Genomic DNA, 21,492 nt, shown 5'->3' with positions numbered 1-21,492 from the left:
TATGACACACTCCCTCACCTTTGACGCCATCAGCGAAGCCACGCCGGGCCCGAAATGGGCCGCCCGATGGACCCGTTCATGGCCCGCCTACGAGGCATGGTTCACTGCACGCGGCGGCGATAATGGCCCTGACCGCGCAGCCTGCGAGGCGGCCCTAAAGCAACATATGCCCGAGTTAGTGCCAGTGCACGCCAAGCTTACAGCGCTCGCGGGCGGGTCGGACCGTGCAGCACGCTTCCTGTCCACGTGGTGCCCGCCAAGCTATCTTGGCGGCTGCTCCCTTGCCGTGGCCACGTCGGACGACGACATCCGGCTGGTGCGCAACTACGATCTGTCGCCTGACTTGAACGAAGGCCTACTGCTGCACAGCGCTTGGACCGGGCGGCGCGTGATGGGTATGGTCGAATTCCTTTGGGGCCTGTCCGATGGCATCAATGATGCGGGGCTCAGCATCGCGCTGGCTTATGGCGGACGGCAGGAAACAGGGCGCGGGTTCGGTATCACCACAATCCTGCGCTACGTTCTGGAAACCTGCGAAACCGTGCCCCAAGCGCTGCGCGTGCTGCAACGCGTGCCGTCGCATATGCCCTATAATGTGGTGGTCGCCGATGCCTCGGGTGCGGGTGCGAGCGTCGAGATGTACGCCGGTGGCGGGGCAAAGGTGCAGCCGCGGCTGGTCGCCACAAACCACCAGACCGACGGCAGCACGCCCGACAGAGGCAGTTTTACCCGCACGTTTGAACGGTCAAAACACCTTGTGAGTGTCTTATCCGAAGGGGTTACGCCGTCAGCGCTGGCAAACCAGTTCACCCAAGCGCCGCTCAAGCAAGACCGCTACGCCGAAGGGTTTGGCACGCTTTTCACCGCCGAATACGAACCCAAACGCCGGAAGATGACGCTGCATTGGGACGATGAGGTCTGGCCTCAATCCATCAACGCGTTCGAGGAAGGCACGCGGCAGGTCACCTATGGCAGCGCCCCGTCATCGGTGGCCGCAGGAGGTGACATCGATTGGGTGCAAATCGGTCTGGACTACGCAGCGGGCCGCGGGGTTGATTGGCGTAGGTTTGTTCCCGCCGGGGTTGATGTGGCGTAGACTGCGCGGGGATAGGCGGCGCTACTGGCTATCCCTTGTCCACCCGGCGGCCTTTGCGGTTTAGGATCTATATCGCGAGCCCGCGTCAAACGGGTAGATCGCGTCGGTCTGCAATCGCCTCCATTGCGATGTAGGAGGTCACCGTCTCTAGCGCGGCACCTGCAATGAGACGTTGATAGATGCGGTCGAAATCATTCATGTTCTCAGCGACGATTTTCAGCATGTAATCGTAATCACCTGCGATACGGAACACATCGATGATGTTTTCGATACCAAGAACCGTCTTGCGAAATGTCTCGAGCCACTCTGGCGAATGATCCCGCGTGCGCAGCATTACAAAGACCGTCAACCCCAGCCCGATCCGGTCATGGTCCAGGCGCAGCGTTTGCCCGGTGATCACCCCCGTCTCCTTTAGCCGCAATATCCGCCGCCAGCACGCATTTTGCGAAAGGCCGACACGCTCTGCCACATCGCGTTGCGAAAGGGAGGCGTCTTTTTGCAATACACGTAAGATCGCAGCGTCGATCCGGTCGAGGGTAGGGGGTGAACTTTGGGTCATTTGATCGAAAAACCTCAGTAATTAATCAATATTAGATAAATTCTATCGCATGAACGTATGTCATTGTCACCTCAACTTGCGCACAGTGAAGGATATGACCCATGACGAAAGTACCCGAATTTTTTGAAAGCTTTTACGCGGACCTATGCGCTGGCACTACTATTCAAACTCTACCGTCCGGTCTGATTGGCGAGGGTATCATGGTGCCCGGCCCCCACGGCCCGAACCCTTTGATCTATGCCGACTACGTAGCTTCGGGGCGGGCGCTTCAGCAGGTCGAAGACCGGATCGCCAACGATGTGCTTCCGTATTATTCCAATGCACACACCGAAGCGTCGTTCTGCGGCCGCCAGATAAACCGTTTGCGCGCGGGGGCGCGGCGTGTCGTGGCGACAGCTTGCGGAGCTGATGAAGATCATGCCGTGATCTTTGCCGGTGGGGGGGCAACGGCGGGCCTGACCAAGCTGCCCGGTCTGTTGGGGGTCGATACGATGGTAGCCAGCAGGCGGAACCCGCTGGTGCTCACCGGCCCGTACGAGCATCATTCAAACATTCTGCCATGGCGCGAGTCCGGAGCCGAGGTTATCGAAATAGCAGAAGCCCCTGATGGTGGCCCCGATATGGGCGATCTGGCTGATCACCTTGCCGCCAACAGAGAGCGGCCGATAATCGGCAGCTTTTCCGCCGCATCCAACGTCACGGGAATTATTAGCGATGTCGCCGCAATCACGCGCCTTTTGAAAGAACACGGCGCAATAAGCGTTTGGGATTATGCAGGGGCGGGACCTTATCTTCCTATCGATATGGCATTGGGCATGGATGCTGTTGTCGTTTCCCCGCACAAGTTCATCGGGGGGCCGGGTGCCTCCGGCGTTCTGATCCTGCGCCGCGACGCGATAAAGCGGGCTCGGCCCACCAGTCCGGGGGGCGGCACCGTGCGCTTTGTATCGCCTTGGGGACAGGACTATTCCTGCGATGTGGTGGCGCGCGAGGAGGCAGGGACGCCCAACGTCATCGGCGATATCCGCGCCGCAATGTGCTTTATCGTCAAAGACGCGATTGGGCTCGACCGCATGGCCGCCCGCCTTGAAGCGCACCGGCGCAAGGCCGTAACGGCATGGTTAAACGCTCCGGGTCTGACACTGCTGACCAACCCCAATGCCGCAGCTTTGCCGATATTTTCTTTCATGGTGCATAACGAACTTGGGCAGGTCGTGCATCCCCAGCTTGTCTGCCGGATCCTGTCTGATCACTTTGGCATTCAGGCCCGCGGCGGTTGCGCCTGCGCCGGTCCTTATGCGCACCGGTTACTGAATATTGACCAAGCGATGTCAAACCGGCTTCGACAGGACATTCTATCGGGGAATGAGATCGCGAAACCCGGCTGGACCCGTCTCGCATTTTCTGCCCTGATGGACGGCGCGAAGGCCGATTATATCATCGACGCAGTGGCCCGTATCGCGCGCGATCCCGATGCTTTCACCAAAGACTACACTGTCGATCCAGCCACCGCCCGTTTTACGCCAGCCCAGAGGAAAGCTTTGATCTTGTAGCCATACCCATGGCTTTTTCGTGTGAATCAAGGGTGCATATTCGAGGCATTTTAATAGCCGCAAGACGGTATTCAACTGGGCTAGATATGGGTGTATGCGGGTATATAATTACATAATCTAGTTTTTAGTTCATGTATCATGCAAATCGCGGGCCGAATGAAATGGGCGACATTGGTATGCCAGATGGCTAGTACGATGAGATTCTCAGAAGTCCCAACATATCCGTACATCTGCCGTTCGCTGCATCGTGTACGAACTGGTAACGTGCGGGCCTCACTTTGACCTTTGCCCGTATCCCCATCTGTTTTGCAGTCGCACCCAACGATCACGAGAGCGTCCAGTAGCCTTGGACGCTCTAAATGCTCATACAATCACGTGAGGCTTGGAGGGCCGTTAGGGCAGTCGATCAGATAGCCCCAACCGCCGTTTGCCAGCTTTTTGGCGACTTCGGTGGATTGACCTTCGGCCATCACCGTGCCGTCCGGCGCAATCACGCTCCAATTTGCGCGCAGCATGGCGATATCGCCATTAATGACCTCGCTGAACACCTCGCTTTTGACCTGAGGCCGGATGTCCAAGAACCCCTCAAAGGCTTTGCGCGCACCGTCCAATCCCGTCAAGGGCGGCTGGTCGGGTGGAAAGAAGATCTGGCAATCGGGATGGAACATCGAGGTGATGCCGTCCAGATCACCCTCTTGCAGATAGGCGCTGACGCAATCCGCGATTTCGCGGGGCTGGTGGGCGATATGTTGTGTCATGTCATTGCTTTCGGATTAGGGTTGATTAGAAGTCGAAGGAGCCAGCTTAACGTAGATCATCACGAAGCCATGTTTCTTGAATGTGCAGCCAAGTTACCGGATCGGTGATTTTCATCAGTACGCTGGACAGACGCGCGTTGTTCTTTTCGGCTGAATTCGCGGCACCTGTCTGCCACTCGGTATATGTTGCCATCACCAGCTCACCGAATTCATGCCGGATGGTGACGTCACGGATTTGGGTGCGGAAGCCCTTGTTTGCGCCATATCCGCGGTCGAATCCGCCTTTGAGCATGTCGCCCGTCATGATGTGTCCTTCGGGCGGGATGAAGACGACATTCTCATCCAAACGCGACAGGAACCGTGGCTCCAGTTGGTCGCGCTCTACGGTTCCATTGAACCACTCGGTAAAGAAGTCGTGCAAATCGACGATTTCCTTTGTGACAATCTGCAGTGTGGTCATCTCGAACTCCTTGGTCTTTCCTGAAATGTAGGAAGGCCGCGCCAGAACAGGCGCGGCAGTAACGGCCTAGGCCGGGCCGTTATTGTCCATGTCGAGGAACATCTTCCATGCGCCGGTTTTGTCGCGCTTAAAGCCAAGCACCAAGCGGCCCTCGGGCGTCTTGACCTCGCCTGTGTCGCGCATCTTCATCGTGCCGTAGAAACGGCCCGATACGATGACAGTGTCGCCGTATTCCTGTAGGTCTTCGATATCATAACCAGAGGTGATTTCTGCGGCGGCGATACGCGGGTTGTACTTGTCGCGGATCGCTTGCGTGCCTGTTGTGACAGGCTGGCGTTCGTTCACCGTCATCACATCGGGATGGCACGAGGCCACCATCCGTTCGATGTCTCCACTGTCGAGGCCATTGTTCCACTCAGCGATGGCGGCTTGGATTTCTTCAAGTACTGTCATTGTCTTGCTCCTTGGTCTGTTGATTGAAGGCCCGGTCATCGACCTGATCTTCGCGTTTTCATTTCCATCTTGCTGAGAATGTAGACGGCTGTTATCGTCAGGATAACCCTGTTTTAACCTAACAATTTGATCGGAACAGCGAACAGTGGCCCGTAGCAGCTTTGGTGACATTCGTGTATTTGTCGAAGTCGCGCGCCGCGGCGGCTTCCGTGCAGCGGCCGAGCACCTTCAGCAAGCCCCCGCCTCGGTGAGCGAGGCCATCCAACGGTTCGAGGACCGTCTGGGTGTGCGTCTTTTTGAACGGTCATCACGCTCCGTCGTGCTGACACGCGCAGGCGAACAGCTCTATGATAAAAGCCTGCCCGCCATTGTGGATCTGGAAGGTGCGCTGGATGACATCCATGCGCAGAAGGACGAGGTCGCAGGCACCTTGAGGCTTTCGGCTCCCTACAGCGCTGGCCCCTTCTTTCTGGATGATCTGGTCGCACGTTTCGCGACTGCATTTCCAACGGTCGATGTTGAAGTCATCTATGATGACAAAAAGGTCGATCTTCTGACGTCAGGCATCGACGCCGCGATCCGTTCAAACACGTTGCTTGGACCAGATACACATGCTGTCGCTGTTGGACCAGAACTGGAAATGACCATCGTCGGTTCGGCCGAGTACCTTGCGGGGAAGGGGACACCTGCGCATCCGCGCGATATCCTGAAGCACGATGCAATCTGCTATGCCTTTGGCTCGGGCGCTCATCTGGCCCCGTGGGGGTTCGACGGGCCGGAGGGCATGTACACGATGCAGCCGAAACCGCGCATGGTGGCGAACGATATGCGGTCGCTTCTGACCTATGCACAGCAAGGGCTTGGTCTTGCGTATCTGTACAGGGAAATAGCCCTGCCTCATCTGGAAAAAGGCGGCCTGACCGAAGTTCTCAGCGGCCATGTGGGGCAGCTTCCGCGCTATTCCTTGAATTACCGCAGTAAGCGGAACATGACGCGCCGGCTCAGAGCTTTCGTCGATATGGCAAAGGCGTAGCGCAAGTCAGGTCTTGGCGCTATCGGAACAAAGCTCCGGATCATCCGCGAGATGGTCAATAAGCGCCCGCACCCGCGTTGTAAGGCGCCTATTCTGGGGGAAGAGCGCAGCAACGGCATAGGGCGAAACCCGATGCTCGGCGAAAAGCTCCACCAGATCACCGGACCTGAAGGCATCCGCCACCGTGTACGCGGGGCAACGGGCAATTGCAGCGCCTGTTGCGGCAAGCCGGGCTGCAGCTGCGGGCGCGTTCATGCGAAAACGCCCGCGGACCGGAACAGCCTGTTCCTGGCCATTGATATCAAACCTCCAGATGGTCGGCTCGGTCATGTTCCCGTCAAGAATACACTCATGCGTGGCCAGCGCCCGCGGATGGTCCGGCGTTCCGGTGCGCTTCAGATAGGCGGGCGACGCACATACGACCAACGGCATCGGGCCCAGTTGCCGTACCTTGAGCGAGCTGTCGCGCATCGGGCCAATCCTGATGGCGAGGTCAAAGCCTTCCTCAATGATCGACACGCGCCGGTCAGAGAATTGCAAATTAAGGTCCACATTGGGGTGTTTCGCCCCGAACTTTGCCAGCGACGGCGTCAGCCGCAAAGCTCCGAATCCGGTGGGGGCCGAAATGTGTATTACACCACGTAGCGACGTCTGATCGTGTCTGACCCTCTCCTCCAACTCGTCAAAGCCATCAAGAAGCGGCTCACATAGCGCAAGATATGTCGCACCAGCGTCCGTCAAAGAGACACTCCGCGTCGTGCGATTAAGCAACTGCACCCCAAGCGCGTTTTCCAGATCAGCAACATATTTGCTGACCAATCGGGCAGATCGCCCCATACGCTGCGCGGCAATCGTGAAAGAGGCGTTCTTGGCGACAAGCGCAAAGGCCCGCATCCGGTCGATTTTATCCATCTCATTGCGCCTTATCAGGGCTTAAATATACGCCAATTTAGACAATTATCACCGGAATGCGCAACTGGTAGGGCTTGCACATATCTTGAAAAATGACTGGAGACATCGATGTCAAACGCCGTTCGCATTCACCACTTCGCAAAATCAGGTCACGCTCACCGCGCCTTGGTGTTTGCGAAGCTCGCAGGGATCGCACATGAGGAAGTTCCCGTAGATCTGGCAGGTGGTGAACATAAATCGCCTGAATTTCTGGCCATGAACCCGAACGGGCAGGTCCCCGTCTTGCAAGATGGCGATGTAATCGTATCGGATTCCAACGCAATCCTCGTCTACCTCGCACGGACATATGCGCCGGACTGGATGCCAAGCACGCCGATCGATGAGGCCAATGTTCAACGCTGGCTGACACTTGCGGCAGGCGAAGTTGCCTTCGGGTCCTGTGCCGCACGACTGATCACCGTTTTCGGCGCGCCCTTGGACATAGATTTCGCCGATGCAACAGCGACCAAGGCAATGCAAAAACTGGAACATGGGCTAGAAGGTCGCGATTGGTTGGTTGGCGATCGCCCGACAATCGCCGATGTTGCGAATTATTCCTATACCGCCCATGCGCCCGAGGGGAACGTCTCGCTTGATCCCTACCCGAATGTCCGCGCTTGGCTCGCCCGTTTCGAAGCCCTGCCAGGGTTTCAGGCCATGCCAGCAACCGCTGTTGGCCTTGCGGCTGAATAGGGGGCGGCCATGACATCCGAAGCCCCGCGCCATCCGGGTTTAAGCGCTCTGAGACTATAACCCTGACGCCGTAACACCAATAACCGCTGACGCCTTTCAGTCCTAAAGAAAGGCGTCAGCGCAAACACCGCAACAGGACCGCTTTTCAGACGAACGATTGGAATACGAAATGGCCCAGTTTCATAAATCCCATAAAGGCGAGCTGCGGCTTCAAGAGCGGCGCAATACGCCCAAGGAAATGATCTCCTCCATTCCCCAGTACATCGCCCCTGACATGCCACAGCAGCACGCGGATTTCTTTGCTGAACTACCTTATTTGCCGCTCGCAACACTGGATCACGACGGGCGGCCTTGGGTCAGCCTTCTGGTCACACGATCGGAGAGTGACCCGTCGGTAAACATCAAAATTTCCGATCAAAACACAATGGAGGTTGTTGCCGAAAGCAACCCATACGATCCCTTCGCGCGGGCATTGATACAGAATCCAATCTCTGGCCATGCACAGAAACTCTTTGCCGGCGTAGGGGTCGATTTCAGCAATCGCCGGCGCAACAAAATCGCCGGGCAAATTAGTGCGGCATCTGTTGAAGAGAGCGGAAAAATTCGCCTGCACTTGGCGTCCGATCAACATCTGGGAAACTGTCCCAAATATATTACCGTGCGTGAGTTGGCGTATGAAAAACGCAGTGCAGGCCTTGTGTATGAGAGGTTTGAAACCCACACCGCCGCTTTGCCGGATGCCGCCAAAGCCGTTGTGGACCAAGCCAGCACGGTGTTTTTGGCGACAAAGCACAGTGCAGATGAGGCCAGTTCTGGCATCAAGACCGACATGGGCGTCAATCACCGCGGCGGCGCACCGGGTTTTACCCGCATCTACGAAGACGCCAATGGTGACGACATCACGACGTATCTGGTTTTGCCCGACCATTCTGGCAATCGCTTCTACCAGTCTTTGGGAAACATCGAGACGGATGCACAAGTCGGACTCGTTTTCCCAGATTTCACGACAGGCAGTGTCCTTTACATTACGGGGAATGCCGAAAACTTGCTTGATGACGATGCAGAAGCACTTATTCCACGCGTGAGCCTGCTCACGCGTATCAAAGTGACAGGTGCCGTCTTTGTCAAAGACGGTCTGAACCTCAAGTTAACATCTCAAGAGCAGTTCTCGCCGTATAACCCGCCGGTCAAGCTCCTGCGTCGGGAAATGCAAGAAATGGGGCATGTACTGGTTGCTCACGAAACCGAAGCCCCCATTACAGCCACACTCGCATCGACAGAAACGCTTTCTGAGAGCATCAAGACTTTCAATTTCGAGCTGTCACAGCCTGTCAGTGTGCCATTGCCCGGCGGGTTCGGTGTCTTCGACTTCTCAAACCTTTTGGACTCGGGATACAGGCATATGGACGAAGCCAATCCGCAGCTGGTCAACGAAGACTACGTGCGAACTTGGACGATTTCGAATACGCCCGTTTTCGACCCTGACAACAACGAGTTTGCTGCCACCAATCAAGTGAGCGTCACCGTCAAAAGGAAACCGGGCGGCTTGATGTCCAATGTTCTTCACGCCAACGCTTACAAACTTATCGAACAAAGGCTGCCGGTTGAGTTCAAAGGTTCTGGTGCAGGCTTCACATGCTTTTCGCCGGGTACTCAGAATGCTCCTCCAAGTGTTTCATCCAAGATGCTCTGGATCGCGGGCGGTGTCGGCATTACACCGTTCATGGCGATGTGGGACGGTATCCTCCAACTGGCGAACGCTCACCCGCAAACAACGACCGACATCGTCCTCCTGTTTTCTGGTCGTGGTGATGACATCAAAGTTCTGAAGCACTTTGTCCGGCAAATTGGTCCTGTCCCAGCCAATGTGAAACTGCGCATTGTGGCGTTTCAAAGCATCGGCGATGATTCATGGGTCGCAAAATCTGCACGGGAGGATCTGTGTCTGGCATTTTCTGAGGATGCGCTGCAGATCAAAGAACGTCGCGCGCAGGTTGAAGATATCCAATCCATCTCCGCACTCGACAAGCGAGAGGTCTATATGTGCGGACCCGATGCGTTCATGAAGTGGAGCGAAGCAACCCTCATCAAACTAAACGTCGAAGAAGGGCGACGTCATCGCGAGTCCTTCATCTTCTGAGTACAAAATTCATAAAGCCAACGACGATTTTGCCCGCAGTCACTAATTTTGAACCAAATTTTTGCGGCGCTATCTACGCATGGCTGGTCTATCCACCGCGCGGCAGCACTAGATTTTACACCGACGCAGCATTTCCCATGCTGCATGCGCGCCGAGCGACACCGTGCGCAGCTCACCGCGAAATCTTAGATAATTTAGTCAACTGTCGTTTGCATTCCAGTGGCACGTCAGAATGTATCCACTTCGGGCACCGGGATCAGCAAGGTGACACGGTCCGGGTTCATTTCTGCGATGATGATGGCCCCATCGCGCTGAACAGCCAATCCATGACCAAAGGTTGAAAAGGTGCGACAGCGACCGACCAACTCACCACTCGGAGTATAAGCGGATAGACGCGGGGTCTGGTCACTGACCAGCAATAGGCCATCTGGCGTTAGAGCTAGCGCCATCGGCTTGTACAATCCCTCAATCTGACCCAGCCAAGTGCCATCCCCATCAAAATGCTGAACGCGGTTGTTCTCACGGTCCGCGACACAGAGCCTGCCTTGGCCGTCGAACAACAGGCTGTGCGGGGTCGAGAACGCGCCCGGTTCAGTTCCGGGGTGTCCAAAGGTCTTGAGGTGGCGCAGTTCCGGGTCAAAGATGTGAACCGCGCTGTTCCCGTATCCGTCAGCCACATAATAGCGGCCGTCGGGACCTTGGGTGCAATCGCAGGGATGGTTGAAGGGGCGCCCCAAGCCCGGCCGCTCCGCGCAGTCCATCCGGGTGATCTCGTGCATCGTTTCATCGAGTAGCACGATCTTGTGGCCATCCATGTCCGTGGCGGCCAATTGGTTTGCAGAGGTGGCGCGCAGCCCATGGCCGCATACGAACTGCGGCAGATCGGTGCCTTCGCCACTCATTGCACCGTTGGGCCCGAGTATGACCAGCTCAGGCGCCTGCCGCCTGAGAACAACGATCCTGTCGCCCAAGACTGCGACATCGGAAAGGCCCGACAGCATTGGATCGCTGACATGGCCCACCCGGTAGCGTTGCGTGCCCAAAGCCACATAGGCACCAGGGCGTTTCGTCGTCTCGCTCACAATGCGCCCTGCAATGTTTCGGCCATGGTGATGAGCATCGCATCCCGGCCTGCCGGAGCGGTCAGCATCAGCCCCGTGCCGGGGTGGTCGGTGATGGGTATGCTGACCGAACAGCCGTCGATTACATTCGCAAGGCTGGTGTTGCGCAGCGCCAGCAGGTTGATCCGGTCATAGGTCGCGTCGTCGTTCAGATCATCCAGCTTCGGCGGCATGATGGCCACGCTTGGCAAGGCCACGGGCGTGTCGCCAAAGAGCCGGTCTGCCCGTGCGATCAGTGCTTCCCGCGCGGCTATCGTGCGGGCGAATTCGATGCCGGTGACGCCGTCCGCCCGGGCCATACGCGAGGCGACGCGCGGATCAAGCTCGGTACGTGTCTGGTCAAAATAGGCCCCGTGGTGGGCGCGGGACTCGACTGCCGAGAATTGCCAAACGGGTAGGGCGCGGTAGTCCTCGAAAAAATCGAGGGTCTGTCGTCGTACGCTGACGCCAGATGCCCGAAGCACCTCGAGCGCGGCTTCAAAGGCGTCGACGACTTCGGTATCCAACCCGTCCATGCCGAAGTTCTCCGGCACGATGACTGCACGCGGTGCAGAGGACGCGGGAAGCGGTCGGTCTCGTAGCACGTTCAACACCGGCCGCAGCAGGCCAACGTCTCGGGTTAGCACCCCGACACTATCCAGCGAATGCGACAGCGGCACCGCCCCCTCGCGAGAGATCGTTTGCGCTGTCGCTTTGAACCCGAATAACCCGCAAAAGGCCGCCGGAATACGTGCGGAGCCGCCGGTGTCTGTCCCAAGCGCGATGTCAGCCACACCTCGCGCCACAGCAGAGGCACCGCCCGAGGTCGATCCACCCGCGATACAGCCTTCTTTCAACGGGGTGAGGGGGGTGCCGAAATGTGGGTTCAGGCCAAGACCGGAATAGGCGAATTCCGTCATATTTGCGTGACCAACGAGGCCCGCACCTGCACCGCGCAGCCGCGCGACCGTCACAGCGTCCGTGATGGCGGGTGCCGCGTCTTTACGGACCAGCGATCCCGCACGGGTGACTTGGCCCCGCACGTCGAACAGGTCTTTGACTGCTACGTTCAGCCCTGATAGCGGCCCTTCGCCTTCGACCGGATCATCGAAGGTGCGGGTGAAATCGGGCGAGGTTGCGCGCACGCGGGCCGCGTCGAGGAGAGATTGAGGGGTCTGTGTCATCAAATCAGCCTTTAAATCGTTTGCTCTACAAGCCATGTCGCGATGCCGGGGAAAGCCGTCAGCAGGATCACGGCCAGCACAAGGATCAAGAAATAGGGGACGATCATACGAGTGATCTCGAAGATCGACTTGCCTGTCAGGTTCTGGATCACGAACAGGTTGAACCCCAGCGGCGGCGTGATCTGCGCCATTTCGACGACGATGATCAGATAGATCCCGAACCATACCGGATCGATCCCAACGGCAGCCACGGCGGGCATCACAACCGAGGTCGTGAGCACCACGATGGAGATTCCGTCTAGGAAACAGCCAAGCAACACGAAGAACACCGTCAGCACAGCAATCAAACCCGGTGCGCCCAACCCACTGTCAGAGATGATTTCGGCCAGTTGCCCGGGCAAGCCGGAGAAGCTCATGGCCGAAGTGAGAAAGGCCGCGCCAAGCAGGATCAGGCCGATCATGGCAGAGGTGCGGGTGGCACCCAAAAGCGAGGCGATGAAACTGTCGCGGTTCAGCGACCGGCCAAAGGCCGCGATGATGAGCGCCCCGGCCACACCGATGGCGGCGGCTTCGGTCGCGGTGGCGACCCCGGCATAGATCGACCCGATGACCCCGATGATCAAACCGACCACCGGGAGCAACATGCGCAGGCGGTGCAGGCGCTCAGCGATCGGTAGGCGAGGTTCGGGGGCGGGCACGCCATCGGGGTTCATTTTTGCCCAGATGGCGATATAGCCCGAGAACAACGCCATGAGCATCAGCCCCGGCACCACGCCCGCAATGAACAGACGGTTCACGGACACTTGGGCCGCGACGCCGTAGACGATCATCACGATCGACGGCGGAATCAACAGGCCAAGCGTGCCCGATCCAGCCAAAGAGCCGATGGCAAGACGGTCGGCATAGCCGCGCGATTTCAGCTCGGGCAGGGAAATGCGGCCAACGGTGGCGGTGGTGGCTGCCGATGATCCCGACACAGCGGCAAAGATCCCGCAGCCCGCAACGTTGACATGCGCCAACCCACCGGGCAGCCGCCCGACCCAAGGGGCGAGACCGGAAAACAGGTCTTCGGCCAGACGGGTGCGGTAGAGAATTTCGCCCATCCAGATGAACAGCGGCAGCGCCGTTAGTGTCCAGCTGGCGGAATGCGCCCACATGGTGGTGCCGAGGATCGCATCGACCGGCGTCGAGGTGAACATCATGAAGATCACGACGCCCGACGCCATCAGTGCCACGCCAACCCAGATGCCCAAGCCCAAAAGGACGAGCAGGGACACGACCAGAACGGCGGATTGCAGAAAAATATCCATGGTTATTCGCCCCGACCTTGTTCGTTTGTATCGTCGCTCTCGACCGGTAGGCCGAGGATGAGGCGCAGCGTGCGCTCGGCAAAGGCTAGCGCAAAGAGCACCGACCCCAAAACCATCGCAGATTGAGGCCACCAAAGCGGAACGGCCACCACACCTTGGCTGACTTCGTTGTAGGTCCAGCTTTCGTGGACATAGCCAAAGATCGCCCAAGCGACCCAGCCCATCATCGCGGTGGCAAAGGCAGCGGCCAGAATGTCAGCGATATGTCCCAGACGATCCGGCATCAGCTGGCGTAGCGAGGTGACGCGGATATGATCGCCCCGTATCAGGGTCGCCGGCAGCGCAAGGAAAATCGACGCGCTTAACCCCCATGCCGCGAAATCATCCGCCGACGGGATTTGACTTCCCATCAGGCGAAGGCCGATTTGCGACAGGATCAGGGCCGCGATCCCCAGAAGGGACAGCGCGGCCAAGACTCCGCAAAAGTTGAATAAATGGCGGGTTAGCAACATGGCGGGGGCTCCGGATTGGTGGGGCGGGCGGGGTAGGGACACCCCTAGCTGTTTGCATAAAGGCCCGGGCGTTTGACAGCCCGAGCCTTCTTGGATCAGTTCAACGCATCGACGATCTTTTGACCGTCTTCACCTGCCTGTTCCAGCCATTCTGCACGCATGGTCGCGGCAATCGTCTCGAAGTCGGCGGCCAGTCCTTCGGGGGTCGGCAGCACGTTCATGCCATTGTCAGCCATTGTATTTGTCGCTTCGGTAGTGGCCACTTCGGCCATTTCAAAGCCACGGGTTTCCGCCAGTTCAGCCGCTTCTTGCAGCGCGGTTTTCACCTCGTCAGACAGACCGTCGTAGGCCCCTTTGTTCACGATCACCATGTTCTTGGGCAGGAAGGCCTGAACGTCATAGTAATGCGACACGAAATCCCAGGCTTGGCTGTCCACACCCGTTGACGGCGAGGTGATCATACCGTTGATGACCCCGGTCGAGAAGGCTTGGCTGATTTCGGAGGTGGCGATGGTAGCGGGAACGGCACCCAAAAGCTCGGCCAGGCGCGCGGTCGATGGGTTATAGGCGCGGAATTTCACCCCGTCGAAGGAGGAGGCGTTGGTCACCTCTTGGTTCATGTAGACGCCTTGCGGTGGCCAAGGGGCAGCGAACAGCAGAACCAATCCATCTTCGGCCAGTTTTTCTTCGTAGATGGGGCGGGAGGCTTCCCAAAGCGCGCGGGCCTCGTCGAATGTGGTCGCCAAAAGCGGCACGGCATCGGCAGAGTAAACGGCGTCTTCGTTGCCAAGGGCCGAGATCAGGACTTCGCCGATGGGAACGATGCCGCGCTGCACGCCGCGCTTCAGTTCGGGGCGCTTGAGCAGGACAGAGTTCGACACAACGTCGATTTCCAGCGCGCCATCCGACAGGCGGGCCACGTCATCGGCGAAGGCGCGGATGTTCTGCGTCAGATAGTTGCCGTCTGGTGCGTCCGCTGACATTTTCCACGTTTCGGCATGGGCCAGACCGGCTGTCAGGGCTGCGATCGCAGTTCCGATGAGAAGGTGTTTCATGTGAGGTATCTCCTGTTGGGGTGGTTTGTTGTTCTTGCCCTGCCGTTGTGGCAGGGCAGGGTGGTTCACTCAGTCTTCTAATGCGGGCAGGTCCTGCGCATCCAATGACCACATCAGGCGGAAGGTTTCGGCCTCGCGTACCGCGCCGCCCAATTGCTCGGTCAGTTGGCGCAGGGTCGCTTCGGCGATAGGCTCTGACGTCACATCTATCGCGATGCAAGGGGCCAGAACGCGCCCTTCGATGGTTTCGGACGGCAGCGGGGTCGAAAGGGTTTCGTCGGGGATCATGTGATGTACGCGCAACACGCCTTCCTCGGCCATCAACTTACCAAGCACGTTGCTGACGGCGTCGGTATCCATTGCATTCGGCACCAGCTCGATCAGCACCAGTGCACCGCCCCAGCCAAAGCCGCCCTCTTGCGCGACATGCATCACCCGACGGCGGGTGTTGGACATCCGACCAAAGTTGGTGATCGACCACTGGGTCTGTTTGGTAAAGGCTTTGCGGTAGGCGTCGGAGGTGAAATCGGCAAGGCTGCTGGCGCGGTAAAGCGCAAGGTAGCGCCGGGCCGAGCCGGATACCGCACGATAGCGCCGCGCACCGGTGAAGCCCGGAATACGAACGCGCTCCTCCATATGCTCTCTGTCATACCACTGGTTGAAATCTGCTTCATGGTCTGGGTCGATATCGCTCCAGACGAAAAGCTGTGCCTGATCGGTTGTACGGATATTGCTCATTCTGCATCCTGATCTTGGACATAGCTTTCCCGTCACGTGGCGGGGCACGGCCCGCCTCCGTCGAGGTGCGGTCAAGCTCTGTCGATTGTTGTTGGGGCACCCTTGCCGAGATGGGGCCCAACGACAAACGGGATTATTCAGGGGGGGGTGATAGGGTTTTCCGATCAGGCCCGTTTCAGACCGCGTCAGGTTTGGCGCTGATGACGCTCTGCACAGACCCGCGCTAGATCGGCGATTGCCTTGTAAGTGGCCACATCGGAACTGCGCCGCCAGATGCAATACAGCGGGAGGGGCGGCAGTTCCGCATCGACATCAAGCTCATAAATACCTGGCCCAGCCAAATCACAGGCCAGTGGCATGGTCGCAATCCCAAGTCCGCGCTGTGTCAAACGGGCAATCGCGGCCATTGATGTGATGCAATGCACGATCGAAGGCCGCAGGCCGCGATCGCTGAAAAGCGCGAGTACATTGGCATGGGGGCGCGAATTGCGGGTGAAGGTGATCAGCGGGCTGGTGACAACATCAGCGAGGGAGAGTTTTTCGTCGCGCATCCCCTCTGGCCCGAACCAGCCCATAGCCAATGGCGGCAAGTCGGCGCAGACACAGGTTTGATCGTGGCGGTCATCTGTCGTCAGCAACATATCCAAAGCACCGCGTTCAAAGGCGGCCGCGATGTTCGGCGTTGGCTCAACCGTCAGTTCAAGCTCTAGCCGGGGATAGCAGCGCGCCACCTCTTCGATCAGATCGCAAAGCCAAGTATGAACGACCGAAGATACCAGCCCCAGACGCACCCGCCCCACGGCGGTGGTCGGATCGGACAAGGTGGCGCGCAGATTGCGCTCCGTCGCGAGCATCTCTTGCGCTGTTTCAAGAATCATGGCCCCGGCCACCGTGATCCGGGTGGCGTGAAACTCACGGTCAAACAGGTCGACCTGGAGGTCCGTCTCCAGCGACGAAATCCGGCTGGAGACCGTCGCTTGGCTCACATTCAATTGCTCGGCCGCCGCTCGAAAACTGCCCAAATTGGCAACTGTGACGAATGTCTCTAAAAAGCGCGTGTTCACGAAGAGCCTCTATTTCTTGTTTCGGTCGCGAAGGAAGAGGGTAATTCAGCCCGACGGTGAAGTCACCTGTCGTCAAAGAACGCTGGACCAATCAGGTGGTGAGCAGCAATTGGGCGGTGAGCGGCCCTTCGCTACACCATTTGTAGATGTCCGGTGTGCGGACTTTTCAGACCTTCGCTGCACGTGCACCAATGTCCGGTCTGTTGAACCGTTCATTAAACGGTGGTTTTTGGAAGACTGCGAAGGTCGGCTGTGAGCCCAGAGTCGTGGATGCTGCGTATTGCGCAAATGTCCGCTTTGATTTACCGAAATGTCTTGTCGAAGTCATCAGGAGGGCCTTTTTTGGAGTTCACGTTTAACCAGTTTTATTGGCAGACGGATATCCGTCTCATGGCATGGGCTGAATTTACTCAAGACGAAACGACCAAGCTGACATTTGCACCTGAGGACAGAAATGACGCGCCAATGGACGCGGAAGAAATTGCACTCGCAACATGGGTTCAAGACAATCATGAAACGCAGAAATCAAACCTTTTGAACGCGATTTTTGAAGCTTATCCTGACTTTCAACGTCAGTTTCTTGAAGATTACGATATTGAAACGAACGAAGATGATTTGCCTACGATCACTTCGGCTGATGATCTCGCGAAGGTCATGACCCTCCAAGAAATTTTTGTTCATCAAATTTCAAAAGGTGGTGTTCCCTATGTCGGATACCAATTCTCAACCCGTTGGGACGAAGAGCACGGTCTCGGTGTTTTGATGCACGACAAACGGGTTATCAAGTGTGGTGGGGCTGAAACGGCGTTCTTGCTTTGGATCGCGGAGGATGATCACGACAGTTGACGCTGACGTCTTTAAAGCCGAATGGCCTGCACCATCGTGCGGCAACCAGTGGACTAAATAGCGGACGTCGGCACTGTCCACTCACTGGTTTAATTGGGCATTTTACGATGGCCCGAGATGGATAGAGAAAGCTAAATAATGGTCAGTGATGAGCTCCGGAAATGGTTAAACCTAGTCCATTCGTCGCCTACATTTGTCATCAGAATTGACGACAAAACGCTACAGGGAACTGTGCGATCACCAAAAATCGTACCGGCGAATGACGGGGAATATTGGGTTGCAGGGGAGACATCTCTGAAATCTGGGCGCAAACTTGCTTCGGTGTTTCGCGTGCAAACAAACTCTGGAGGGACACTCCTTGGTGGATACTGGCGGGTTGGTGACGATTGGCTCGACCTACAGGACGATCTATCATACGCGGCGCTGGCGTCTACACGCGATGAAGAAACTCCCTTTGATTGGAGTTACGCTGTTCCACTCTCTGAGGACCTTTATCATAGCTAAATAGGGCGTATGGAAACCTACATTCTGATCAGCTCGGTGTTCTGGGGATCTATCGTGAACGGCTTTGCTGAACCTTCTCGGCCTACAGCTTTTGTCGATCAATGGAGAAAATGACCGCAGAGTTAGGATTCGCCTGACGAAAGCAGCCCTTGGCGCAACCGCAGCGAAAGCTCTCTTTGTCCGCAGTGCTGACTTCTGTGGATCGCGCGGCGAAGGTCTGGAAAGAGCCCATTCCGTTGAAAAACTCACTGATTTTGGAGCTTTGTCTCAAGCTATCGCTTTGATTTCTTTTGGATGCGCGAGACTTGATGGCTCCTCATCCTTTGGCTGGTATCATGGGCTTGAGTTTGGCCATTTTTCAGAGGTTTTGGGCGGTGGCGGCGAGAGTGAATTCATCCTGAACGCCACCGGGCCCTCGTAATCGGAGCCGTCCCAGACCGAGAATGCGTTTGAGGTGGACGAAGAGCATCTCGACTTTCTTGCGGCGCGCCTGAGCCTTTGGATTGAACTCCGAGGCCGTGCATTGGCGGGCAAACTCCCGGACCTCCTCGAACCGCTCGCGGGTGACGGAACGTGTATCGACCTTCGGACAGCACCTCTCCTTTGCAGGGCAGATGCTGCAAACCATCTTGCTGGCGCGGTATTTGCGGCGGCCTGTTCGCGGCTGCTTGTTGCGTGGGTCCTTGTGGTATTGCCGAGTGCGCTTCAATTCTTTGCCTTCGGGACAAAGGTACCTGTCATTGTCGGGATCCCAGGTGAAGTCGGACCGCGACCACGTTCCATCCTGGCGTTTCGATTTTTCAAAGACAGGGATGAACGGCAGGATTTGTCGATCCAACGCGAGCCAGGCGAGGTTCTCTTCAGAGCCGTAGGCGGTGTCAGCCGCAACCCAGTCCGGCTTCAGCCCGAAGCATTCGCTGGTCCGGTCGATCATGCGGCGTGATGCGCCCACTTCAGCTGTTTTGACGGACCTGCTCGCTTCAACATCGACAATGATCCCGTGATCTGTGTCGATCAGGTAATTGTCCGAATAGGCAAAGAACGCAGGGCCTTTCCGGGCTGCCGTCCATTGGCTCGCAGGGTCGACGTGGGCTGTGAACTTCGGCTTCACCTCGCTGGCGGCCCCAAAGGCTTCGTCATCCAATACATCCAGATACTCGCGCACCGCGCGTGGCGCATCAGTAGGGTCAACATCGCGCGCCGCCCAGTTCTCGGGATTGCTGGAGTTCTGCTTCTGGACATCCGCGACAATCAGACTGGCATCGACCGCAAAGCCCTGTCCTCCAACCAACCCTTCCGACATGCAACGCGCGACAGTCGTCTCAAAAACATGGCGCAACAAGTCGCTCTCGCGGCAGCGTCCGTGCCTGTTCTTGGAGAAAGTAGAATGGTCCGGGATGCGATCTGTCATGTCGAGACGACAGAACCACCGGTAAGCCAGGTTCAAATGCACCTCTTCACAGAGCCGCGGTTCTGACCGGATGCCGAAGCAATACCCAACCAACAGCATCCGGATCAGCAGTTCAGGATCGACCGACGGCCGACCCGTGTGGTTGTAGAAAACCGCCAGATGTGCGCGGATGGTGCTGAGATCAACGAAACGATCAATCGACCGCAGCAGGTGATCTTGAGGAACGTGATCTTCCAGCGAGAACTCGTAGAATAGCGAAGCTTGCGCTTCCTGCCTCGGTCCCATCATCGCAAATCCTCCCGCTCGCTGAGAGAATTGAATCAGGCGCTCGCAACCCGATCAACCACGAGTTTTTCAACGGAATCAGCCCATAGTGCCGGATGCTGCGCTTTGCACGAACGTCCAGTTTTCGCGACGCAGCCAAAAACGTGTCAAAATTAAGCGGAGATTTGCCAAGGGTTTGTGGCACGTGGCATTTTGCAGCAGTCCGTCTAACCAGTCAGATTCTCCAGAACGGCGATCTTGGCCATTTCAAGGTCTTCGTTCTTCATGCCCGACCGGGCCATGACGCGTAGGCCAGAGTATACCGTGAGAACAAGCTGCGCGTGCTGCGCGGTTGCGTCGTCGTCTTGGTCCGGCCTGTCGGCGTTCAACGCCTCAGTGATTGCTGACCGCATCTTGGCGTAGCCGCGCAGAACAAGCGCACCGGTCTTTGGGTCCAAGGACGCGCGGTCTGCTGCGGCATTGCACAGAAAACAGCCACGCCTGTCGGCATTGTCACGCACGGCTGTGATCGGGGCGGACAGGAACGCGTTGATGCGTTCCAACGGGGGGCGATCACCAGCGCGCAGGATTGCAACGGCTGAATCGACCATAAGCGCCTCGTACCGCGCCAGCGCCTTGAGATACATCTCTTGTTTGTTGCCAAATGCGGAATAGAGGCTCGCCTTGCCCATGCCTGTGGCCGCGATGATATCGCTCAGACCTGTGCCCTCGTACCCATTCTCCCAGAAAAGCTGCATGATCTTCGAGAGTACTTCGTCGGGGTCAAATTCCCTGGGGCGACCGGGTTGCTGCATGTGAAATGTTCCTCGCGAAGCTGTGACATTCTAATTATTGACCGATCGGTCTTTATCTCTTAGGTCTGGGTCATCGGCACTGACGCCGCACAGCTATACCAAATTTAAGACCGATTGGTCAAGAAGGAGACACACATGACATACGCAACCGACAAAGCAACCCCGGCCACGGATCTTTCAACCTTTGCCGATAATGTAACATTCGCTGGCGTGCACACGCTGCGCTTTTCCACCGCCATCGTATTGGGCTGGATCGGTGCGATGAAATTCACCGCCTACGAAGCGGGTGCCATTGAGGGGCTGGTCGCCTCCAGCCCATTGACGAACTGGCTTTACAGCGTGTTCAGCCTGCAAGGCGCGTCCAACCTGATCGGCACCGCGGAAATCGCAACCGCCGCGCTGATCGTCATCGGTGCGAAATTCCCCAAGGCAGCCCTGCTTGGCGCGCTCGGTGCGCTTGCGACCTTCCTTGTCACCGCCAGCTTTTTGTTCACGGCACCCGTGACCGAGCCGAGCCTTGGTGGCTTTCCGGCCCTGTCCGTCGTCCCGGGTCAGTTCCTGCTCAAGGACATCGTTTTGTTGGCAGGTGCGCTTTTCCTGACGGGTGACGCCCTCAAGCGGATCGCCAGAAACAACTGAGCTGCACACTTGCCCGCGCCGTCGAGGCGCGGGCATTCCGTACGCTAAAGGAGAAAGACCATGACCGCCAAAGTTACCCTCTACACCAAAGACTATTGCCCACACTGCAAGGCCGCCAAAGCCTTACTGAAATCCAAGGGGATCATCTTTGAAAATTATGAAGTTTCGACCGACCCTTTGCTGCGCGCTGAAATGATCGCCCGCAGCGGCGGGCGCAGAACGGTCCCGCAAATCTTCATCGGGGAGTTCCATGTGGGCGGAAACAGTGATCTTGTGGCACTCAATGCGGCTGGCAACCTTGACCCGCTGTTGGACCTTGGGGAACCTGCCTGACCTAAAAGAAGAAGGACAAAG

The 21,492-nt window shown here is 57.5% G+C and carries 23 protein-coding genes; 9 read left to right on the top strand and 14 right to left on the bottom strand.

Going from position 1 to position 21,492, the window contains the following annotated elements; all coding sequences use genetic code 11:
• The first annotated feature begins 1 nt into the window (after position 1).
• The gene (locus ACNQ62_RS00430) at positions 2-1,096 is read left to right on the top strand and encodes a C45 family autoproteolytic acyltransferase/hydolase (protein WP_418093921.1); all 1,095 of its coding nucleotides are present in this window, start codon (positions 2-4) and stop codon (positions 1,094-1,096) included.
• An 85-nt stretch (positions 1,097-1,181) separates the two neighbouring features.
• Here the strand turns inward: ACNQ62_RS00430 and ACNQ62_RS00425 are convergent, their stop codons facing one another.
• On the bottom strand, positions 1,182-1,655 hold the full coding sequence (locus tag ACNQ62_RS00425; RefSeq protein WP_064215672.1) for an Lrp/AsnC family transcriptional regulator: 474 nt from the start codon (positions 1,653-1,655) through the stop codon (positions 1,182-1,184).
• Positions 1,656-1,756: 101 nt separating this feature from the next.
• On the opposite strand from ACNQ62_RS00425, the gene ACNQ62_RS00420 reads away from it, so the two are divergent.
• Entirely contained in the window at positions 1,757-3,208 is a 1,452-nt protein-coding gene (locus ACNQ62_RS00420; RefSeq protein WP_418093920.1) for an aminotransferase class V-fold PLP-dependent enzyme, read from the top strand.
• Between the two features lie 371 nt (positions 3,209-3,579).
• On the opposite strand, the gene ACNQ62_RS00415 is transcribed toward ACNQ62_RS00420, so the two are convergent.
• From ACNQ62_RS00415 to ACNQ62_RS00405, 3 genes are all read right to left on the bottom strand, one after another.
• Complete coding sequence (locus ACNQ62_RS00415) at positions 3,580-3,966, bottom strand: YybH family protein (RefSeq protein WP_418093919.1); 387 nt, start codon at positions 3,964-3,966, stop codon at positions 3,580-3,582.
• Positions 3,967-4,012: 46 nt separating this feature from the next.
• On the bottom strand, positions 4,013-4,426 hold the full coding sequence (locus ACNQ62_RS00410) for a hypothetical protein (RefSeq protein ID WP_418093918.1): 414 nt from the start codon (positions 4,424-4,426) through the stop codon (positions 4,013-4,015).
• A 66-nt stretch (positions 4,427-4,492) separates the two neighbouring features.
• Positions 4,493-4,879: a DUF4440 domain-containing protein gene (locus ACNQ62_RS00405; protein WP_184584285.1), complete on the bottom strand. Its 387-nt coding sequence runs from the start codon at positions 4,877-4,879 to the stop codon at positions 4,493-4,495.
• Between the two features lie 145 nt (positions 4,880-5,024).
• On the opposite strand from ACNQ62_RS00405, the gene ACNQ62_RS00400 reads away from it, so the two are divergent.
• Positions 5,025-5,912 (top strand): LysR family transcriptional regulator, encoded by an 888-nt coding sequence (locus ACNQ62_RS00400; RefSeq protein WP_418093917.1) that lies wholly within the window; start codon positions 5,025-5,027, stop codon positions 5,910-5,912.
• A 6-nt stretch (positions 5,913-5,918) separates the two neighbouring features.
• Here ACNQ62_RS00400 and ACNQ62_RS00395 read toward each other — a convergent pair whose 3' ends face one another.
• The gene (locus ACNQ62_RS00395) at positions 5,919-6,824 is read right to left on the bottom strand and encodes a LysR family transcriptional regulator (RefSeq protein WP_418093916.1); all 906 of its coding nucleotides are present in this window, start codon (positions 6,822-6,824) and stop codon (positions 5,919-5,921) included.
• 108 nt (positions 6,825-6,932) lie between these two features.
• Between ACNQ62_RS00395 and ACNQ62_RS00390 the strand changes: the two genes are divergently transcribed.
• Together ACNQ62_RS00390 and ACNQ62_RS00385 are read left to right on the top strand one after the other, a co-directional pair.
• Entirely contained in the window at positions 6,933-7,556 is a 624-nt protein-coding gene (locus ACNQ62_RS00390) for a glutathione S-transferase family protein (RefSeq protein ID WP_418093915.1), read from the top strand.
• Positions 7,557-7,725: 169 nt separating this feature from the next.
• Entirely contained in the window at positions 7,726-9,696 is a 1,971-nt protein-coding gene (locus ACNQ62_RS00385; protein WP_418093914.1) for a pyridoxamine 5'-phosphate oxidase family protein, read from the top strand.
• Between the two features lie 227 nt (positions 9,697-9,923).
• Here the strand turns inward: ACNQ62_RS00385 and ACNQ62_RS00380 are convergent, their stop codons facing one another.
• The 7 genes from ACNQ62_RS00380 to ACNQ62_RS00350 form a co-directional block, all read right to left on the bottom strand.
• Positions 9,924-10,778, bottom strand: a complete 855-nt coding sequence (locus tag ACNQ62_RS00380; RefSeq protein WP_418093913.1) for a hypothetical protein — start codon at positions 10,776-10,778, stop codon at positions 9,924-9,926.
• Positions 10,775-11,980 carry an amidase family protein gene (locus ACNQ62_RS00375; protein ID WP_418093912.1) on the bottom strand — a complete coding sequence of 402 codons (1,206 nt, stop codon included), beginning with the start codon at positions 11,978-11,980 and terminating at the stop codon, positions 10,775-10,777. Before ACNQ62_RS00375 ends, ACNQ62_RS00380 begins: the two co-directional genes overlap by 4 nt.
• Before the next feature lie 11 nt (positions 11,981-11,991).
• Positions 11,992-13,290, bottom strand: coding sequence for a TRAP transporter large permease (locus ACNQ62_RS00370; protein ID WP_418093911.1), 1,299 nt, complete (start codon positions 13,288-13,290; stop codon positions 11,992-11,994).
• Between the two features lie 2 nt (positions 13,291-13,292).
• Positions 13,293-13,763 (bottom strand): TRAP transporter small permease, encoded by a 471-nt coding sequence (locus ACNQ62_RS00365; protein WP_005848390.1) that lies wholly within the window; start codon positions 13,761-13,763, stop codon positions 13,293-13,295.
• A 134-nt stretch (positions 13,764-13,897) separates the two neighbouring features.
• The gene (locus ACNQ62_RS00360) at positions 13,898-14,857 is read right to left on the bottom strand and encodes a TRAP transporter substrate-binding protein (RefSeq protein ID WP_184584277.1); all 960 of its coding nucleotides are present in this window, start codon (positions 14,855-14,857) and stop codon (positions 13,898-13,900) included.
• 69 nt (positions 14,858-14,926) lie between these two features.
• Positions 14,927-15,595: a DUF4286 family protein gene (locus tag ACNQ62_RS00355; RefSeq protein WP_168593101.1), complete on the bottom strand. Its 669-nt coding sequence runs from the start codon at positions 15,593-15,595 to the stop codon at positions 14,927-14,929.
• 185 nt (positions 15,596-15,780) lie between these two features.
• Complete coding sequence (locus ACNQ62_RS00350) at positions 15,781-16,659, bottom strand: LysR family transcriptional regulator (RefSeq protein WP_064215976.1); 879 nt, start codon at positions 16,657-16,659, stop codon at positions 15,781-15,783.
• A gap of 270 nt (positions 16,660-16,929) precedes the next feature.
• Here ACNQ62_RS00350 and ACNQ62_RS00345 point away from each other — a divergent pair, with 270 nt between their 5' ends.
• Positions 16,930-17,505, top strand: coding sequence for a DUF6985 domain-containing protein (locus ACNQ62_RS00345; protein WP_138058742.1), 576 nt, complete (start codon positions 16,930-16,932; stop codon positions 17,503-17,505).
• 568 nt (positions 17,506-18,073) lie between these two features.
• Positions 18,074-18,430, top strand: coding sequence for a hypothetical protein (locus tag ACNQ62_RS00340; RefSeq protein WP_418093910.1), 357 nt, complete (start codon positions 18,074-18,076; stop codon positions 18,428-18,430).
• On the opposite strand, the gene ACNQ62_RS00335 is transcribed toward ACNQ62_RS00340, so the two are convergent.
• Together ACNQ62_RS00335 and ACNQ62_RS00330 are read right to left on the bottom strand one after the other, a co-directional pair.
• Positions 18,368-19,708: a transposase gene (locus tag ACNQ62_RS00335; protein ID WP_418093909.1), complete on the bottom strand. Its 1,341-nt coding sequence runs from the start codon at positions 19,706-19,708 to the stop codon at positions 18,368-18,370. The two genes, ACNQ62_RS00340 and ACNQ62_RS00335, sit on opposite strands and share 63 nt — an antisense overlap.
• A gap of 203 nt (positions 19,709-19,911) precedes the next feature.
• Positions 19,912-20,499 (bottom strand): TetR/AcrR family transcriptional regulator, encoded by a 588-nt coding sequence (locus ACNQ62_RS00330; protein ID WP_288959921.1) that lies wholly within the window; start codon positions 20,497-20,499, stop codon positions 19,912-19,914.
• Between the two features lie 135 nt (positions 20,500-20,634).
• On the opposite strand from ACNQ62_RS00330, the gene ACNQ62_RS00325 reads away from it, so the two are divergent.
• Together ACNQ62_RS00325 and grxC are read left to right on the top strand one after the other, a co-directional pair.
• On the top strand, positions 20,635-21,138 hold the full coding sequence (locus ACNQ62_RS00325) for a YkgB family protein (RefSeq protein WP_037953736.1): 504 nt from the start codon (positions 20,635-20,637) through the stop codon (positions 21,136-21,138).
• Positions 21,139-21,198: 60 nt separating this feature from the next.
• Entirely contained in the window at positions 21,199-21,471 is a 273-nt protein-coding gene (grxC, locus tag ACNQ62_RS00320) for a glutaredoxin 3 (protein ID WP_288959922.1), read from the top strand.
• Positions 21,472-21,492: the final 21 nt, after the last annotated feature.

Origin of the sequence: Sulfitobacter sp. SBS6 (assembly GCF_048285585.1) — a bacterium.
GTDB lineage: Bacteria > Pseudomonadota > Alphaproteobacteria > Rhodobacterales > Rhodobacteraceae > Sulfitobacter > Sulfitobacter pontiacus.
This window is presented reverse-complemented; position numbering and strand designations above follow the sequence as displayed.

Bases quoted from the DNA above. Each gene is read 5' to 3' on its own strand.
- ACNQ62_RS00430 (WP_418093921.1), top strand. From the start codon at position 2: ATGACACACTCCCTCACCTTTGACGCCATCAGCGAAGCCACGCCGGGC.
- ACNQ62_RS00425 (WP_064215672.1), bottom strand. From the start codon at position 1,655: ATGACCCAAAGTTCACCCCCTACCCTCGACCGGATCGACGCTGCGATC.
- ACNQ62_RS00420 (WP_418093920.1), top strand. From the start codon at position 1,757: ATGACGAAAGTACCCGAATTTTTTGAAAGCTTTTACGCGGACCTATGC.
- ACNQ62_RS00415 (WP_418093919.1), bottom strand. From the start codon at position 3,966: ATGACACAACATATCGCCCACCAGCCCCGCGAAATCGCGGATTGCGTC.
- ACNQ62_RS00410 (WP_418093918.1), bottom strand. From the start codon at position 4,426: ATGACCACACTGCAGATTGTCACAAAGGAAATCGTCGATTTGCACGAC.
- ACNQ62_RS00405 (WP_184584285.1), bottom strand. From the start codon at position 4,879: ATGACAGTACTTGAAGAAATCCAAGCCGCCATCGCTGAGTGGAACAAT.
- ACNQ62_RS00395 (WP_418093916.1), bottom strand. From the start codon at position 6,824: ATGGATAAAATCGACCGGATGCGGGCCTTTGCGCTTGTCGCCAAGAAC.
- ACNQ62_RS00390 (WP_418093915.1), top strand. From the start codon at position 6,933: ATGTCAAACGCCGTTCGCATTCACCACTTCGCAAAATCAGGTCACGCT.
- ACNQ62_RS00385 (WP_418093914.1), top strand. From the start codon at position 7,726: ATGGCCCAGTTTCATAAATCCCATAAAGGCGAGCTGCGGCTTCAAGAG.
- ACNQ62_RS00375 (WP_418093912.1), bottom strand. From the start codon at position 11,980: ATGACACAGACCCCTCAATCTCTCCTCGACGCGGCCCGCGTGCGCGCA.
- ACNQ62_RS00370 (WP_418093911.1), bottom strand. From the start codon at position 13,290: ATGGATATTTTTCTGCAATCCGCCGTTCTGGTCGTGTCCCTGCTCGTC.
- ACNQ62_RS00360 (WP_184584277.1), bottom strand. From the start codon at position 14,857: ATGAAACACCTTCTCATCGGAACTGCGATCGCAGCCCTGACAGCCGGT.
- ACNQ62_RS00355 (WP_168593101.1), bottom strand. From the start codon at position 15,595: ATGAGCAATATCCGTACAACCGATCAGGCACAGCTTTTCGTCTGGAGC.
- ACNQ62_RS00345 (WP_138058742.1), top strand. From the start codon at position 16,930: ATGCTGCGTATTGCGCAAATGTCCGCTTTGATTTACCGAAATGTCTTG.
- ACNQ62_RS00335 (WP_418093909.1), bottom strand. From the start codon at position 19,708: ATGATGGGACCGAGGCAGGAAGCGCAAGCTTCGCTATTCTACGAGTTC.
- ACNQ62_RS00330 (WP_288959921.1), bottom strand. From the start codon at position 20,499: ATGCAGCAACCCGGTCGCCCCAGGGAATTTGACCCCGACGAAGTACTC.
- ACNQ62_RS00325 (WP_037953736.1), top strand. From the start codon at position 20,635: ATGACATACGCAACCGACAAAGCAACCCCGGCCACGGATCTTTCAACC.
- grxC (WP_288959922.1), top strand. From the start codon at position 21,199: ATGACCGCCAAAGTTACCCTCTACACCAAAGACTATTGCCCACACTGC.